This is a genomic window from Roseburia hominis, assembly GCA_040702975.1.
GTDB classification, from domain to species: domain Bacteria; phylum Bacillota; class Clostridia; order Lachnospirales; family Lachnospiraceae; genus Allocoprococcus; species Allocoprococcus hominis_A.
The window spans coordinates 3116941-3132191 of the sequence record CP159990.1; the positions used below are offsets into that span (position 1 = coordinate 3116941).

Consider the following 15251-nt stretch of genomic DNA (forward strand, 5'->3'; position numbering starts at 1 on the left):
TTTATATTCTGTCATGCGTGAGTGCGTTCATTAATTTCTCGTGATAATCGGGAAATGCGCGTTTCAATGAGATCGGACGCCCTTTTTCATTGAGGAAACAATGTTTTGTCACTCCCATGCAATGCACCATTCCGGTTTTTTCATCTGTTACTTCGTAACTGATTGCCAGCTTAATTCCGTTATATTCTTTTATTTTCGTCTGTATGGATACGGTATCTCCGAAATGTACCATTCGCATATACTCTGCTTCCACCGCAAGAACCGGGCTTATGATCTTCCGCTCCTCCATCTCGGCATATGGCATTCCAAGCTGCTCCATATAGTCAATTCTGGCCTCCTCGAACCAACGGATGTAATTGGAATGATGAACGATCTTCATCTGGTCTGTCTCATAATACTGCACTTTATGTCTGTATGCTTCCGTCATTTCCTCGTACTCCTCTGAATCTTCGTTGCAAGGATCGGGTCCGGATGCTCACCCGACCAGCCTGCCTGGGGCATGGACGAAATCAAATGCATATCCTCCTCTTCCAAAGAGAATCCAAACACTGACATATTCTCCTTCATTCGCTCCATAGAAGAGGACTTTGGCACCGGAATGATCTGATTCTGTACCAGATAACGCAGACAGATTTGAGCCGGAGATACCTGATACTTTTCTGATAGCTCCACCAGAAGCTTTTCTTCCAATACTCTCTGTCTTCCGATCGGACTCCATGCCTGTGGGTAAATATCATGTTCTTTCAAATACTGCAGTGCATGGTGCTGCATATATCCCGGGTGTAGTTCCAGCTGATCCACTACCGGCTTTATCCGGCAGTTTTGAAGAATATTTTCCAGGTGCTGCGGAAGGAAATTGCTAAGGCCGAGGCCCCGGACCTTTCCCTCTGCGTAAAGTTCTTCCATCGCCCGCCAGGTCTCCAGATCTATCTCTTTCCAGTTCTCGCACTCGACTGTCGGGCGCGGCCAGTGGATCATGTAAATGTCCAGATAATCTGTCTGAAGCCGTTTCAGGGTATCCTCAAGGGCTTTTTTTGTCTTCTCATATCCCATCTCATCTTTCCACAGCTTGGAGGCGAGGAAGAATTTTTCTCTGGGAATGCCGCTTGCTTTCACTGCCTGCCCGATATATTCCTCTGTTCCGTAGAAAGATGCTGTGTCAAAATACCGGTAGCCTGCCTGAATCGCAGTCTCCAGGATTTCCACATTATTCCCTTGTACCGTCTTGTAGGTTCCGAAGCCCATACAGGGAATTTTCATTCCATTATTCAGCGTGTAGGTGTCATAAATACTATCCATTCAGCCACTCTCCCTTCCTGACCTGTCTATTCTTTGCTTGAGGCAGCCTGCTGTTATTTCCGTATTTCTACACCGTGCGTGCCGCCACTTCGATTCCGCTTCGCTTCATCTCAGTCGCGGGCAGCCTGCCTATGCTGAACGAACTGCATAACTCATTGTGCAAGCACATTCGCTCTGCTGTCTTTTCCACGTTTCTACACCGTGCGTGCCGCCACTTCGATTCCGCTTCGCTTCATCTCAGTCGCGGGCAGCCTGCCTATGCTGAACGAACTGCACAGCTCATTGTGCAAGCACATTCGCTCTGCCCTTCGTCCAGCGCACGCACTCCTTGCCTCGCGCAAAAAAATCCCTCACAGTATTTTTGATTTAATACTGCAAGGGACGAGTCATCATTTTACTCGCGGTTCCACCCCGCTTGCCTTGGCTTTGGGCCAGGGCCACTTCGTTTGGACGGTAACGGTGTCCGGCCGTGCTGCTCGTCGCAGCCGCTCAGAGGTGGTCTTCAAATATACCGTGACAGGAGACTTCCAGCCGATGATCTCCCTCTCTTAGATCCGTGTATATTCTACTCTTCTCGTCAACACGTTTGTTTATCATTATAAACATGGGACTTTCATTTGTCAATCAGTAAAATCCGAAAATCTTCACCCTTTGGAATCCTACTGCTCTACACCCTTCTCCCCGACACCCACATTTTCAAAACCCCAAAAAACTCCCTGGTCATATAATTCACCAGCATAATCTTCGTCGTAGGCGCGGGAAGTACCGCCACATTCCCATATCCCACCTGTCCTGCAATCTTCACTGCGCGATACATATGGAAACTGTTCGTAACAACACCGACCCGGACTTGCTGCAAACTCTCTTCGTCTTCGGCGAAATGCCTCTCCTTCCGCTCGCCTTTTCTGGCACTTTCCGTCGTTTCCCGCCGCAGATCCTCCAGCAGAATCTTCCCCGAATATGCCAGATTCTCCCTGGTGGTAGTTGATTTCTCCTCTGTCAGAATCCTTCCCGGAGCGATCCCGCATTTTCTGAGGTAGGCAGCCATCGCACGCCCTTCCGGCAAGGATTCCCCGTGTCCCTGCCCGCCGGATACGATCACCTTCGTATCCGGGTTCTCTCTCAGATACCGGATTGCCGCATCCATACGCTGCCTTAGCGCATCGGTAAGGTGGTACCCGTCCACCTTCGCCCCCAGGACGATCAAATACCTGCAGCCTTCATTCGGAACATTTCTTCGCATCCCGCTAATGACCAGAAGCTCCACAATTCCGAACAGCACCAGGATCACTGTTTCCATAAAACGGACTCCCCGTAGAACCTCTACGGGGAGCAGCTTTTTCTTCCACTCAAACAGAAGGATCGCAAGCCCCAGAATCAGCCAGAACCTGGGGAACCTGGAATTCCACCTGCGCAGATATTTACAGATTGCTATATAATATAAAATACATAAGATTCCGATGATCACGGCCTATTTATTCTTTCCACAGCACTTTTTATATTTCTTTCCACTTCCGCACGGACAAGGATCATTCGGGTATACTTTCTTCTCCACATGAACTGTACGGGAATTCTTCTGCTCCTTGTAAAGCGCTTTCCTCGTCTCCTCGTCAAAGATCGCCTCCCACTGGGGAAGCTCATAAAGCCAGTCTGCCTTGGCATCTACCATGTTCTTATAGAGCAGTTCTTTATCAAATCCAAGACTTACCTCGGTATCCTCATCCATGGTCTCGATCGGATTCGGAGTCTTAAGACTATCGTTTATTCCATCTAAGAACCCCGTCATAGTAAATACTTCCACGCCATACTTCTCGGCCAGCTCTTTCACCGTACCCTTTACTTCCTCGTCCGGGTTTTCCAGCAATTTCGCATAAATCTCTTTTTCAATCTGGAAATAGGTGCCCCAGAACTTCTGGAGTTCATTCTGGTCCATTTCCTTAGAATATGCAGTATCTCTCCACTGTTCTAATAATGTACTCATCGTGCAAATTCTCCTTTTATTCTTACTCCCGCAGACTATCCGGCTCATTCTCTTCTTTCTGGCGCGCCTCACATGGCCATTTTCCATATCCGCATCGGCATTCTGTAAGTTCCGTCAAGTCTGACATTTACTTCATATATCATACAGCATTTCTACTGTCTTTGCAAAACATTTTCTTGTAGAAATGCATTTTTCTATATATAATGAGATAAAGTCTTATATAAAAACACTGAAAAGAGGGTTCCTTATGAAAAAAACGAAACGAATTCTGGCGCTTGTAGGAGTCTTTCTCCTCATTGGTATGTATGCGTGTACCCTGATTTTTGCCCTGCTTGATGACAGCAGAACCATGTGGCTGTTCAAAGCCTCCGTCGCCTGCACGATTCTGGTCCCGGTGCTTCTCTATGCGTATACCCTGTTCTATCGGCTGTCCAGGCGGAACGACTCCCGGAAGATGGACATTACCGAATCCACACCGGAGGATAAGTTAAAATAATCCTCCGGGGGATTACCTGTTCCTGTTCTTTTAATTTTTTTCTTCTGCTTAAATATTCTTCCATCGAAAGACTTTCCCGCGTATTTACTTGTTTTTCCTTTTGCATATACGAATCTCCTTTCCCCTTATTTCTGTCTAATCCCCGACATTTTCATTATATGATGGCATTCCCGTGTCTATGACATAATCTTTGCAACTCTTACTTTATTTATCATACTTCGCAAATGTGACTACCCTGTGGACAGTTTCTAAAATTTCTCTGCTGCATTTCTTAAGAAATTCTGATTGACATTTTCCCGAGTTTTACATAAACTAGGAAGAGTATAGTGCAACAGAAAGGAAGATACGCATGGAAAATCTAATCATACCGGAAAACTACCACGCGCCGCTTACGATCCGCGAGACCGAAGTCGCGATCAAGGAAGTCAAAGACCATTTTGAGCGTGCGCTGGCAAAGGCACTGCATCTGACCCGTGTATCCGCGCCCCTCTTCGTGCGCCCGGAGACCGGCCTTAACGATAACTTGAACGGCGTGGAACGCCCTGTATCCTTCGGAGTCAAGGAACAGAACGACAAGGAGGTAGAGATCGTCCATTCTCTTGCCAAATGGAAACGTTACGCCCTCAAGCGCTACGGCTTTCATTCAGGAGAGGGGCTTTACACGGACATGAGCGCGATCCGCAGAGATGAGGAGACGGACAATATTCACTCTATTTATGTGGATCAGTGGGATTGGGAGAAAGTGATCTCCAAAGAAGAGCGCAACATGGAGACCCTGGAATACACCGTAAACAAAGTGTACAGCGCATTAAAAGAGACCGAGCAGTTCATGGCACGCCGTTACAACTACATAGATGCCTTCCTGCCGGACGATATCACCTTCGTTACCTCCCAGGAACTGGAAACCCTGTATCCGGATCTGACGCCGAAGGAAAGAGAACACCGCTATGCCAAGGCCAAGGGCGCCATTTTCGTAAAACAGATCGGCAAGACTCTGGCCTCAGGCAAACCGCATGATGGACGGGCGCCGGACTATGACGACTGGGAACTGAACGGTGATATCATCGTTTACTATCCGCTCCTTGATATCGCTCTGGAGCTCTCTTCCATGGGAATCCGCGTGGACGAGGCAGCTCTGAAGCGCCAGCTTCGGATCTCAGGCTGTGAGGAGAGGGCCCAGCTCGACTTCCAGAAGGCGCTTTTAAATGGGGAGCTTCCCTACACGGTAGGCGGAGGAATCGGTCAGTCCCGTATCTGTATGTTCTATCTGCGCAAGGCCCACATCGGGGAGGTGCAGTCCTCTATCTGGCCGGAAGATGTGATGACATACGCTGCGGAGCATGATCTGCATCTGCTGTAAAAATCAGCCGGGACAAATGCTTTTGGGGAACTCTTTTTCCCTGGCATTTGCCCCGGCTTTTTCCATTTCATAAGAAAATGCGTCCTATGACATATAAACGGTTCGCAGGATTTTTCCCGATATAGGCTGCCCTCTAAAACTCTTTTCTCTCCATGATCCTGACCGAACACAGGTAAGAAAGGAGCATGACTCCGACCATCACCACGCCGGCTGCCAACAACATCTGCACACGGTAATCTGTAAATAACTTTCCAATCAGATCATACATATTGACCCCGATTTTATCACAAATAAATGTGAATAACAATCCCAGCACCACCAGAAGCCCCCATACAAGCATAGAACAGAACCTTATTTTATCCGGCTTAAATTTCAAGTCAATCGGTATTGTCAACGCATTTGAAATATTTGCTATCACAAATGCCGCAATCATACATGTTAGTATATATCCACCGGGAATCCCTCTCTGCCGGATATGCAGTACGATTCCGGACAACACACCGGTAAAAAGAATGGCACTCCCCGTCATGATAAAATTATAAATGTATTTTTCCCGCACATATTCTCTTCTGTTAACCGGCAGAGAAAAAAGGTATGCTGCTCCGTCATTATAATTGTCATAAGCAATAGTACTCTGCACAAAGGACGAAAGTGCGATGGTCATATAAAAGATTGAAAATGTGGGATCATCAAATACCAGTATAAATACGATTCCCAAAAGTCCAAATGTCGCAAAAAATGTTTTTTGATTCTTAAGCAGCTTAAAATCCTTGATCAATAATGCTTTCATTATGCTTCACCTCTCGACATCATCAAAATCACTTCGTCAATATTGCTCTTTTCCACCACAACCTCCGGGTAGTTATCCAGATAAAACTGTTTCTGGTCTGTCAGGCAGCTATACCCAAATCTTTCTTTTTTGTAGCGCAAAATATAGCGTCTGTCCGTTTTCTCAAACTGTTCACTGCTCATCTTAAGAAGTCCATACGCATCTAAAAGTGCATCCGTGTCCTCATGCAGAATGATTTCCCCGTCATTTATCATATAGATATCATCACACAGCCCTTCCAAATCGGCGGAAATGTGGGAACTGATCAGGATAGACCTGTCTCCCGATTCCATATAATCGCGCAGGATATCCAAAAGTTCATCCCTTGCGATCACGTCCATTCCCGCTGTCGGTTCGTCCAGGATAAGTAACCTTGCCTGGTGGGAAATCGCAATCAAGACATGCAGCTTCTGCCTCATTCCGGTAGAAAATTGATTGATCAATTTATCGGCAGGCAGTTCCAACTCCTTACATCTCTTTAAAAACTCTTCTTTTTGAAATCCATGATAAAGATTCTGAAGCACCGGAAGCAGATCCTTTATGCTGAGTGTTCCGCAAAAACCGGAAGACGCGAGCACGACTCCGATATCCTCCCGATCTGTCTTCGTAATTTTCTGAATGGGCTTTCCGAATAACTCTATCTCACCGCTATCTGGCCTTATCAATCCCAGGGCTGCCTTAAAGGTGGTACTTTTTCCCGCCCCATTTTTACCAATCAATCCGGTGATGCGCCCGGGCTGTACCTCCATCGTACAATTCAGCTCAAATCCGTCATACTTTTTCTTCACATTCTTTAATCTAAGCATCTCGTTAGTCCTCCAAAACAAGCTCAAATAATTCTTTCATTTCCTGATCGCTCATCCCGCAGCTTCTACCTTTTCGGATGGCCATCTCCAAATCGGTCTCCACTTCCTTGCGTTTCTGCTCCAGCATCAGTTCCTGATTGGCGCATGCCACAAAGCTCCCTTTGCCATGCACCGTAATGACGAACCCTTCTTCTTCCAGGGTATCGTATGCTTTCTTGGCGGTCAGTGCACTGACCTTAAGTTCTTTAGCTAAAGTACGAACAGACGGCAGCATCGTCTCTTCCTGTAATTCCCCCTGCATGATCTTGCCCTTAATCTGATCTACGATCTGCTCATAGATCGGCTGCATGGAGGAATGGTTAATAATCAACTTCATGTTACCCCTCCTTCGTTGTAAACAGTATATAACAGTCAGTAACTGTTGTCAACTGTTTTATACTGTTTATCTTGAATTTTTTAATAACTCTATTGAAATACCGGGATAAATTTCCACCGCCCCTTCACTTAGGTATGTTTGGCAGCAAAAAAGAGAGCGCACCTGAATCAAATACGCTCTCCATCTTATCAAATTTAACAGCAAAAGCTACACGATCTATCTGAAAATAATATCATGTCTTCCCGGTCCATTGGAAACCATCGTGATCGGATAACCTATCTCTTTCTCAATGAACTCGATATAGTTCCGGCAGTTCTCCGGCAGGTCCTCATACCTCTTAATACCGCGGATATCGCACTTCCAGCCCGGAAGTTTCACCAATACCGGCTTTGCCTTCTCCAGAAGATGTGTGGTCGGAAATTCCTTCGTCACCTCACCGTTCACCTCATATCCCACGCATACCGGAATCTCGTCCAGGTATCCGAGAACATCTACCACGGTAAATGCCACGTCCGTCGTTCCCTGCAGACGGCAGCCATACTTGGATGCCACACAGTCAAACCAGCCCATACGTCTCGGGCGTCCGGTCGTTGCTCCGAACTCTCCGCCGTCACCACCGCGGCGTCTCAGTTCATCTGCCTCCTCACCGAAAATCTCACTTACAAATGCTCCCGCACCGACAGCGCTGGAATATGCCTTACATACCGTGATCACCTGCTTGATCTCATAGGGTGGAATACCGGCACCAATTGCGCCGTAAGCCGCAAGCGTAGAAGAAGAAGTAACCATCGGATAGATTCCGTGATCCGGGTCCTTAAGTGTGCCGAGCTGGCCCTCAAGAAGAATCTCCTTGCCTTCCTTGATTGCCTGATCCAGGAACAGGGAAACATTGCACACATACGGCTCGACCATCTTCTTATATTCCATCAGTTCTGCAAAAAGCTCGTCCGGATTGATCAGCGGCTTGTGGTACAGATGCTCAAGAAGGACATTCTTCTGCTCTGCCACACGCTTTACCTTCTCCCTTAACAACTCTTCATCGAAGAGCTCACTGATCTGGAAACCAATCTTTGCATATTTATCAGAATAGAACGGTGCAATTCCTGATTTCGTAGAGCCGAAGGATTTGCCTCCCAGACGTTCCTCCTCATACGCATCAAAATTCTTGTGATAAGACATCACCATCTGCGCACGCTCGGAAACCAGAATCTTCGGAGACGGAACGCCTCTGTCGATAATGGACTGGATCTCATGGAACAATACCGGAATATCCACCGCCACTCCATTTCCTATAATACTGGTCGTGTGCTCGTAGAACACGCCTGACGGTAGTGTATGGAGTGCAAATTTGCCATAGTCGTTGATGATTGTATGACCGGCATTCGCACCGCCCTGAAAACGAATGATGATATCCGCTTTCTCAGCAAGCATATCTGTGATCTTGCCCTTTCCTTCGTCGCCCCAGTTCGCACCTACTACTGCTTTTACCATGATAATTCCTCCTGAATTCTAAAAGCGCGGCTTTCACACGCTTCGCTTGTATATGGATATCCGTACCCTCAGATACCCAAAATCAACGATAAGATTATACTACATTTTTCCTCAAATGTATACTCCTATTTTCCGCAAAAGCCCCAAAATCCGCCAAAATAAAGTCCACCGTACCTCATTTCAGAAATGTCCTGCAACCAAAACAGGGCCTACCGTACCTTATATCAGGTATATGCAGCACCTCAAATTACATGAGCGGCGCGACCAGACGCAGAAGCTGTCCGTATATTTTCGTGTACTGGCTCCGGTTCCGCACCTCCATAAGCGTCACTTTATGGCATTTTGCAAGCGTCTGCTGGAAATCCTTCTCGATATCGTAAACCACCGGATTATGGTAAATGAACACACCGCATTCAAAATGCAGGTAGAGGCTCCGGTAATCCAGGTTAACGCTCCCGACTGTCGCAGTGTCGTCATCGGAAACAAAAATCTTCGCGTGCACAAATCCCGGCATATACTCGTAAATCTGCACCCCATTCTCGATCAGCTCTTCATAATACGTCTTGGCGAGATAGAACGCGTAAGGCTTATCCGGAATATGAGGCATAATGATCTTCACCTCGATCCCGCTTTTTGCCGCCCGGGTGAGCGTTGTGATCATCTCATTATCCAGAATCAGATAAGGCGTCATAATATGCACGTATTTCTTGGCGTGATTCAAGATGTGGAAATACACCTCTTCTCCCACATTTTCATTGTCATAGGGACTGTCCCCATAAGGGATCATGTACCCGTACTCCCGCCGAAAGCCGCGGCGCTTTTTCGTCAAATACTTTCGGTACTCTTCCGGAACCTTCTCGGTCACATTCCACATTTGCAGGAACATGATGGTGAAGCTCTGCACGGCATCTCCTTCGATCATGATTGCCGTATCCTTCCAATGCCCAAAACGCTCCTTCTGGTTGATATACTCGTCCGCCAGATTGACGCCGCCTGTAAAGGCCACTTTTCCGTCGATCACGCAGATCTTTCGGTGATCCCGATTGTTCTGGCTGGTAGATAAGATCGGTTTGATCGGTGCGAACTGTTTGCACTTAATTCCCATTTCCCTGAGTTTTTCCGGATACTCATAAGGGAGCATGAATACGCTGCACATTCCGTCGTACATGAACCGGACCTCCACGCCCTGCTGCACCTTCCTTTGCAGGATCTCAAGAACCGTATTCCACATGATTCCTTCTTCTACGATGAAATACTCCATGAAAATGAAATGCTCCGCCTTCTTAAGCTCCTCCACCAGAACCGGGAATTTGTCGTCCCCCAACGGGAAGAACTGCGCCTTTGTATTTCCATACGTCGGAAATCCCACCTTATGATAGAGGAAATGTGACAGATTGGCGTTTGCCATACGGCTGCTCCTCATGGTGGACACGATCTCCTCATTCTGACGCATATAGGGCTCCGTCTCCATGCGCAGTGCCTCCAATCTTCCCCCGAGATACCGCGTACCAAGCTCCGTTTTCCGAAAAATATAAAACCCCACTCCAACGATAGGAACCAGCAGGACGAAAAGAAGCCACGTCTGCTTCGCCTCCGGATTGCCTTTATCATTCATAATATAAATTACGGCGATCATCGTCAAAATAATGAAAATACCGTACATATAATTCGTGTACCCTTCCAGGTAGGTCAGCGAAAACAGCATCAGGCCGATTTGCAAAAGCAAAAGCCCGATCACCACCGCTGTACGGCTGTAAATGACTCCGAATACTTTATTTTTCGCTTTTTTACTCATACTCTGACTTTTATCGCGATGTCTGACTTCCTTTTCCGCCATGTAAATCTTCCAGTCCTTTCCCAATTCCTTTGCCGTGCCATTCTTATTACAAATCTGCCGGAGCCATGGGTATGTTCCTTTTAAAATAACGCCCTTTTAAATTCCCCGGCAATAATTCTCCAGCAATATTGTACATAGTAACACAAAACTCTCATTTCCTCAACTTTTTATGAAATCTGTCTTATTTTCCGATTTTGCCTGCAGATTTTTAAAAAATTTGGTAATTTTATCCTATTTATAAAATTTTAACTTCCCCTTTTCCCAAAAAAGTATTACAATATAAATGTTTATACATGCAAAAAAATGAGCATAGTATATAAGAAAGGAGTTACATTATGTCAAAAAAATTTGGTAAGATTCTGTTAGGTTTAACTGCAGCCACCGCTGCAGGAGCAGGCGCATATTATTGGTTTAAGAAAAAATTCCAGTCCGAGCAGGAAGATGAATTCGATGAAGATTTCGACACCACGGATTTTGAATTAGACGACGACCTCGGAGAAGTATCTCAGCGCGGATACACCCCGCTCAATCCTTCTCCCGCCGCAAAAGAAAAATTGGAAGACGCAAAGGACGCTGCCGAGGAGGCCGCTGAGAGTGCGAAGGAAGCTCTTGACGACGTTTCCGACGCCGCAAAAGATATTGCGGAGGACACGGTAAAGACCGTTAAGGAAAAAGCTGTCGATACTGCAAAGATCGTCAAAGAAAAAGCAGTTGACACCGCAAAAGCGGTAAAGGAAAAAGTCTCTGCCTCTGCAAAAGCAGTAAAGGAAAGAACCGCAAGAGCTGTGGAGGAAGCTGACGCCGCTGTGGAAGAGAAATTTGCCGCCGCTGAAGAGAAAGCGGAAGAGGTAAAGGAAGAAGTAAAAGAAACGGCAGAGGAAGTAAAGGATACTGCCGAAACGGTTGTGGAAGCTACTGCCGAGGAAGCTGACGAAACCGCGGAAAAAGCCACTGAGACCGCTGCCGAAGCTGTCGGCACCGCCCAGGAAGTTGACGAAACCGCCGAAGAAGCTGTTCCGGATACAGCCGAGGAAGCCAGGGAGTCAAAGGAGGCTGTCGACGCAGAATAATTCAAAGCGTCTGCCAGCAAAGAAATTGGCCACAAAAATATAAACAATTGAAAAAACTGGCCACAAAAAAGAATAACATGCCGGGCACTTCCAACAGAGAATGCCCGGCATTTAAAAACGCCTCTGCTTCAGAGACCCGGTCAAACCGGATTCCTGACGCAAAGGCGTCTTGCATTTTTCTTCTTTTACATTCTCTTTTGACTCTCTCGCATTCTATTTCGGCAGTTTAAAGGAACTCTTCAAGGATACGATCCGGTTAAATACCAGCGCATCCGGGCGGGAATCGTGCGCATCTACGCAGAAATATCCCTGCCGCACGAACTGGAAGCTGTCGTATGCCTTTGCTCCCTCAAAGTTCGGCTCCACATAGATTTCCTTTACCGTAAGGGAGTTCGGGTTCAGATTCAGTGAACCGTCTTCTTTGTTATAAACGCCCTTCTCCTCATCCACCAGATTCTCGTACAAACGCACCGTCGCCTTCACCGCCTGAGCTGCGGATACCCAATGGATCGTTCCCTTTACTTTTCTTCCGGTAAATCCGCTTCCGCTCTTGGTCTCCGGATCGTAAGTACAATGTACGACCGTTACATTTCCATTCTCATCCTTCTCATAATCAACACATTTTACAAAATAGGCGTTCATGAGGCGGACTTCATTGCCCGGGAACAGACGGAAATATTTTTTCGGAGGTTCTTCCATGAAATCCTCTCTCTCGATATAAAGCTCTCTTCCGAACGGAATCTGTCTTACGCCAAGCTCCTCGTTCTCCAGGTTATTCGGGGCATCCAGATATTCAATCTCCCCTTCCGGATAGTTGTCGATCACCAGCTTTATCGGGTCGATCACCGCCATCATACGCGGTTTTTTCAGCTTCAAATCCTCGCGGATACAGTATTCCAGCATCGCATAATCCACGGAGCCCTGCGCTTTGGATACTCCGCAGAGGTCCACAAAGTTCTTGATCGACTCCGGCGTAAATCCGCGGCGGCGAAGCGCTGCGATGGATACCAGACGCGGGTCGTCCCAGCCGTCCACGATATGATCTTCCACCAGTTTCTTAATATATCTCTTTCCTGTAACGACGTTGGTCAGATACATCTTCGCGAATTCGATCTGGCGGGGCGGATTTACAAATTCACATTCCCGTACCACCCAGTCGTAAAGCGGCCTGTGATCCTCGAATTCCAGCGTACAGATGGAGTGCGTGATCCCTTCCACCGCATCCTCGATCGGATGAGCGAAATCGTACATTGGGTAAATGCACCATTTGTCTCCCGTATTGTGGTGGCTCATATGTGCCACACGGTAAATGATCGGGTCACGCATATTGATGTTGGGCGACGCCATATCAATCTTCGCGCGCAGCACCTTCTCGCCGTCCTTATATACGCCGGCACGCATATTTTCAAATAATTCCAGGTTCTCTTCCACGCTTCTGTTCCGGTAGGGGCTGTCCTTTCCCGGTTCCTTAAGCGTTCCTCTGTATTCCCGGATCTCCTCCGGAGTCAGATCGCAAACATAAGCCTTTCCCTTTTTGATCAGCTTTACCGCGCACTCATACATCGTATCAAAATAATCGGAAGCAAAATACAGATGTTCCTTCCAGTCCGCTCCCAGCCACTTGATATCTTCCTTGATCGAATCTACGAACTCCGTCTTCTCCTTCGTCGGATTCGTGTCATCAAAACGCATGTGGAAGGTTCCGTTATACTTCTTAGCCAAACCGTAATTCAGAAGAATCGACTTGGCATGTCCGATATGCAGATACCCGTTCGGTTCCGGCGGAAAACGGGTGCAGACGTGATCATACACGCCTTCCTTCAGATCTTTCTCAATCTCCTGCTCAATAAAATTCTTAGACACCACTTCTTCTGGCATGGTAAATCCTCCTTGAATTCTCTAAATCTATTAAATCCACCGAGCTGAACGTCCGGTGGACGTTCACTCAGGTATGCATGGCAACTGCGCCATGCCACATACCTCTGGTACAATAGCATACTTCGCAGCTTATTTCAGTCCTGTTCTTAAGTTTACCATAATTTTTCCATAAGGACAACAATTTTTCCTTCTATGCTTCTTCACTGTGCTTTTTTGCTAAAGCGGACCACCACACCTTATTTTAGGTATATCTGCCGGCTAAACAGAGTTCCAAATCTTTTACCAATAGTTTTTCTCAATATGGTTGACTTTTCTAAATAGTGTTTCTATAATTAAAGTATATACTTTATTCTATTATAGTGTTTTTAGAGTAAACTATAATTTTGTTGAATTTTAAAAGAATGGGGGTCAAACAAACTATGGCAAAATCTTCTGCAACTCTTATGACAGAAGGTCCCATCTGGAAGCGCATCATCATGTTTGCGATTCCGCTTTTTTGGGGTAATGTATTTCAGCAGCTTTATAACACGGCGGACACCTTGATCGTGGGGAATTTTCTTGGTAGTAACGCCCTTGCTGCTGTCAGTTCTTCCGGTTCTCTCATTTTCCTGATGGTCGGATTTTTTAATGGTCTTTCCATCGGTGCCGGAGTTGTGATCGGTAAATATTTCGGTGCACAGGATTACCGCAACCTGAAAAAGGCTCTGCACACTACCGTGGGATTCGGACTCTGCTGCGGTCTTCTCCTTACCATCATCGGTCAGATCGCCGCGCCGCAGATTCTGGTGCTTATGGGCACTCCCAAAGAGGTTCTTCCGAACTCTCTTATATATTTCCGCACCTATTTTTGCGGGGCCCTGGGATTCGTTATGTATAACTGCTTTATGGGTATCCTGCAGGCCTTAGGCGACAGCCGGCATCCTCTGATCTACCTGATCATCTCTTCTGTGACCAACGTAGTTCTGGATCTGGTACTGATCGCCGGCTTTGGTTTCGGCGTGGGGGCTGCTGCCCTTGCCACCGCTATTTCCCAGTTTTTGAGCGCCGGCCTGTGTTTTCGCCAGCTGCTTAAAAATCCGGAGGAAATCCGCCTTTACCCGCGCGAGATTCGGTTATATCCGGGTATGCTCAGGCAGAATATCTCGAACGGTATCCCGGCCGGTATTCAGAACTCGATTATCGCGCTTGCAAATGTATTCGTGCAGTCCAACATTAACAAATTCGGATCTTTGGCAGTTGCGGGCTGTGGCTCCTACTCCAAGGTGGAGGGGTTCGGTTTCCTGCCGGTGACTTGTTTCTCTATGGCGCTGACAACTTATATCAGCCAGAATCTGGGAGCGAAAGAATATGAACGGGCTAAGAAGGGCTCCATCTTCGGAATTCTCTGCTCTATTACCATGGCTGAGCTTATCGGAGTCTGCGTTTACCTTTTTGCTCCTTACCTGATCACGGCTTTTGGCGGGAACGCTGAGGCTGTCGCGTTTGGAGTGGCCGAGGCACGAACGATTTCCCTCTTCTACTGTCTGCTTGCTTATTCGCACTGTATGGCAGGTATCATGAGAGGGGCCGGACGTTCCACCGTTCCGATGTTTGTTATGATGATATGCTGGTGTGTGATTCGTGTATCTTACATATCCATCGCCATTCATTTTATCCCGGTCATCAATGTTGTGTTCTGGGCTTACCCGATCACCTGGACCCTGAGCAGCACCGTATTTACGATCTATTATCTCAAATCCGACTGGATACATGGCCTGGAAAAGCATAATAAGCTTACTCGGACAAATTAGTTGCCTATATTCCTATAAAGAAAATTCAGTGAACCTTC

At 46.9% G+C, this 15251-nt stretch carries 15 protein-coding genes; 5 read left to right on the forward strand and 10 right to left on the reverse strand.

The window, feature by feature from the left end:
- Position 1: 1 nt before the first annotated feature.
- Together ABXS75_14425 and ABXS75_14430 are read right to left on the reverse strand one after the other, a co-directional pair.
- Positions 2–427 carry a thioesterase family protein gene (locus ABXS75_14425; GenBank protein ID XCP84250.1) on the reverse strand — a complete coding sequence of 142 codons (426 nt, stop codon included), beginning with the start codon at positions 425–427 and terminating at the stop codon, positions 2–4.
- Positions 424–1299 (reverse strand): aldo/keto reductase, encoded by an 876-nt coding sequence (locus tag ABXS75_14430; protein XCP84251.1) that lies wholly within the window; start codon positions 1297–1299, stop codon positions 424–426. The genes ABXS75_14425 and ABXS75_14430 overlap by 4 nt, the downstream gene beginning before the upstream one ends.
- A 258-nt stretch (positions 1300–1557) precedes the next feature.
- Here ABXS75_14430 and ABXS75_14435 point away from each other — a divergent pair, with 258 nt between their 5' ends.
- On the forward strand, positions 1558–1851 hold the full coding sequence (locus ABXS75_14435; protein XCP84252.1) for a hypothetical protein: 294 nt from the start codon (positions 1558–1560) through the stop codon (positions 1849–1851).
- A 115-nt stretch (positions 1852–1966) separates the two neighbouring features.
- On the opposite strand, the gene ABXS75_14440 is transcribed toward ABXS75_14435, so the two are convergent.
- Positions 1967–2767 carry a YdcF family protein gene (locus ABXS75_14440; GenBank protein ID XCP84253.1) on the reverse strand — a complete coding sequence of 267 codons (801 nt, stop codon included), beginning with the start codon at positions 2765–2767 and terminating at the stop codon, positions 1967–1969.
- A gap of 3 nt (positions 2768–2770) precedes the next feature.
- On the reverse strand, positions 2771–3280 hold the full coding sequence (locus ABXS75_14445; GenBank protein XCP84254.1) for an SEC-C metal-binding domain-containing protein: 510 nt from the start codon (positions 3278–3280) through the stop codon (positions 2771–2773).
- 247 nt (positions 3281–3527) lie between these two features.
- On the opposite strand from ABXS75_14445, the gene ABXS75_14450 reads away from it, so the two are divergent.
- Positions 3528–3776, forward strand: coding sequence for a hypothetical protein (locus ABXS75_14450; protein ID XCP84255.1), 249 nt, complete (start codon positions 3528–3530; stop codon positions 3774–3776).
- A gap of 349 nt (positions 3777–4125) precedes the next feature.
- Positions 4126–5136 carry an aspartate--ammonia ligase gene (gene asnA, locus ABXS75_14455; protein XCP84256.1) on the forward strand — a complete coding sequence of 337 codons (1011 nt, stop codon included), beginning with the start codon at positions 4126–4128 and terminating at the stop codon, positions 5134–5136.
- 133 nt (positions 5137–5269) lie between these two features.
- Here the strand turns inward: asnA and ABXS75_14460 are convergent, their stop codons facing one another.
- The 5 genes from ABXS75_14460 to cls all read right to left on the reverse strand — a co-directional run bounded on the left by ABXS75_14460 (position 5270) and on the right by cls (position 10475).
- Complete coding sequence (locus ABXS75_14460) at positions 5270–5926, reverse strand: ABC-2 transporter permease (protein XCP84257.1); 657 nt, start codon at positions 5924–5926, stop codon at positions 5270–5272.
- Positions 5926–6771 (reverse strand): ABC transporter ATP-binding protein, encoded by an 846-nt coding sequence (locus tag ABXS75_14465; GenBank protein ID XCP84258.1) that lies wholly within the window; start codon positions 6769–6771, stop codon positions 5926–5928. Before ABXS75_14465 ends, ABXS75_14460 begins: the two co-directional genes overlap by 1 nt.
- Before the next feature lie 4 nt (positions 6772–6775).
- Complete coding sequence (locus tag ABXS75_14470) at positions 6776–7147, reverse strand: GntR family transcriptional regulator (GenBank protein XCP84259.1); 372 nt, start codon at positions 7145–7147, stop codon at positions 6776–6778.
- 216 nt (positions 7148–7363) lie between these two features.
- Entirely contained in the window at positions 7364–8638 is a 1275-nt protein-coding gene (locus ABXS75_14475; GenBank protein ID XCP84260.1) for an adenylosuccinate synthase, read from the reverse strand.
- Positions 8639–8885: 247 nt separating this feature from the next.
- Complete coding sequence (gene cls / locus ABXS75_14480; GenBank protein ID XCP84261.1) at positions 8886–10475, reverse strand: cardiolipin synthase; 1590 nt, start codon at positions 10473–10475, stop codon at positions 8886–8888.
- A 335-nt stretch (positions 10476–10810) separates the two neighbouring features.
- Here cls and ABXS75_14485 point away from each other — a divergent pair, with 335 nt between their 5' ends.
- Complete coding sequence (locus ABXS75_14485) at positions 10811–11545, forward strand: hypothetical protein (GenBank protein XCP84262.1); 735 nt, start codon at positions 10811–10813, stop codon at positions 11543–11545.
- Between the two features lie 213 nt (positions 11546–11758).
- Here the strand turns inward: ABXS75_14485 and ABXS75_14490 are convergent, their stop codons facing one another.
- Positions 11759–13423, reverse strand: coding sequence for a glutamine--tRNA ligase/YqeY domain fusion protein (locus tag ABXS75_14490; GenBank protein XCP84263.1), 1665 nt, complete (start codon positions 13421–13423; stop codon positions 11759–11761).
- A 401-nt stretch (positions 13424–13824) separates the two neighbouring features.
- On the opposite strand from ABXS75_14490, the gene ABXS75_14495 reads away from it, so the two are divergent.
- Entirely contained in the window at positions 13825–15213 is a 1389-nt protein-coding gene (locus tag ABXS75_14495; protein ID XCP84264.1) for an MATE family efflux transporter, read from the forward strand.
- The last annotated feature ends 38 nt before the right edge of the window (positions 15214–15251 follow it).

Coding starts and splice junctions, on each gene's coding strand:
- ABXS75_14470 (XCP84259.1), bottom strand. CDS start 7,147: ATGAAGTTGATTATTAACCATTCCTCCATGCAGCCGATCTATGAGCAG.
- ABXS75_14435 (XCP84252.1), top strand. CDS start 1,558: ATGCTGAACGAACTGCACAGCTCATTGTGCAAGCACATTCGCTCTGCC.
- ABXS75_14460 (XCP84257.1), bottom strand. CDS start 5,926: ATGAAAGCATTATTGATCAAGGATTTTAAGCTGCTTAAGAATCAAAAA.
- ABXS75_14450 (XCP84255.1), top strand. CDS start 3,528: ATGAAAAAAACGAAACGAATTCTGGCGCTTGTAGGAGTCTTTCTCCTC.
- ABXS75_14465 (XCP84258.1), bottom strand. CDS start 6,771: ATGCTTAGATTAAAGAATGTGAAGAAAAAGTATGACGGATTTGAGCTG.
- ABXS75_14425 (XCP84250.1), bottom strand. CDS start 427: ATGACGGAAGCATACAGACATAAAGTGCAGTATTATGAGACAGACCAG.
- cls (XCP84261.1), bottom strand. CDS start 10,475: ATGGCGGAAAAGGAAGTCAGACATCGCGATAAAAGTCAGAGTATGAGT.
- ABXS75_14495 (XCP84264.1), top strand. CDS start 13,825: ATGGGGGTCAAACAAACTATGGCAAAATCTTCTGCAACTCTTATGACA.
- ABXS75_14445 (XCP84254.1), bottom strand. CDS start 3,280: ATGAGTACATTATTAGAACAGTGGAGAGATACTGCATATTCTAAGGAA.
- ABXS75_14485 (XCP84262.1), top strand. CDS start 10,811: ATGTCAAAAAAATTTGGTAAGATTCTGTTAGGTTTAACTGCAGCCACC.
- ABXS75_14430 (XCP84251.1), bottom strand. CDS start 1,299: ATGGATAGTATTTATGACACCTACACGCTGAATAATGGAATGAAAATT.
- ABXS75_14490 (XCP84263.1), bottom strand. CDS start 13,423: ATGCCAGAAGAAGTGGTGTCTAAGAATTTTATTGAGCAGGAGATTGAG.
- asnA (XCP84256.1), top strand. CDS start 4,126: ATGGAAAATCTAATCATACCGGAAAACTACCACGCGCCGCTTACGATC.
- ABXS75_14475 (XCP84260.1), bottom strand. CDS start 8,638: ATGGTAAAAGCAGTAGTAGGTGCGAACTGGGGCGACGAAGGAAAGGGC.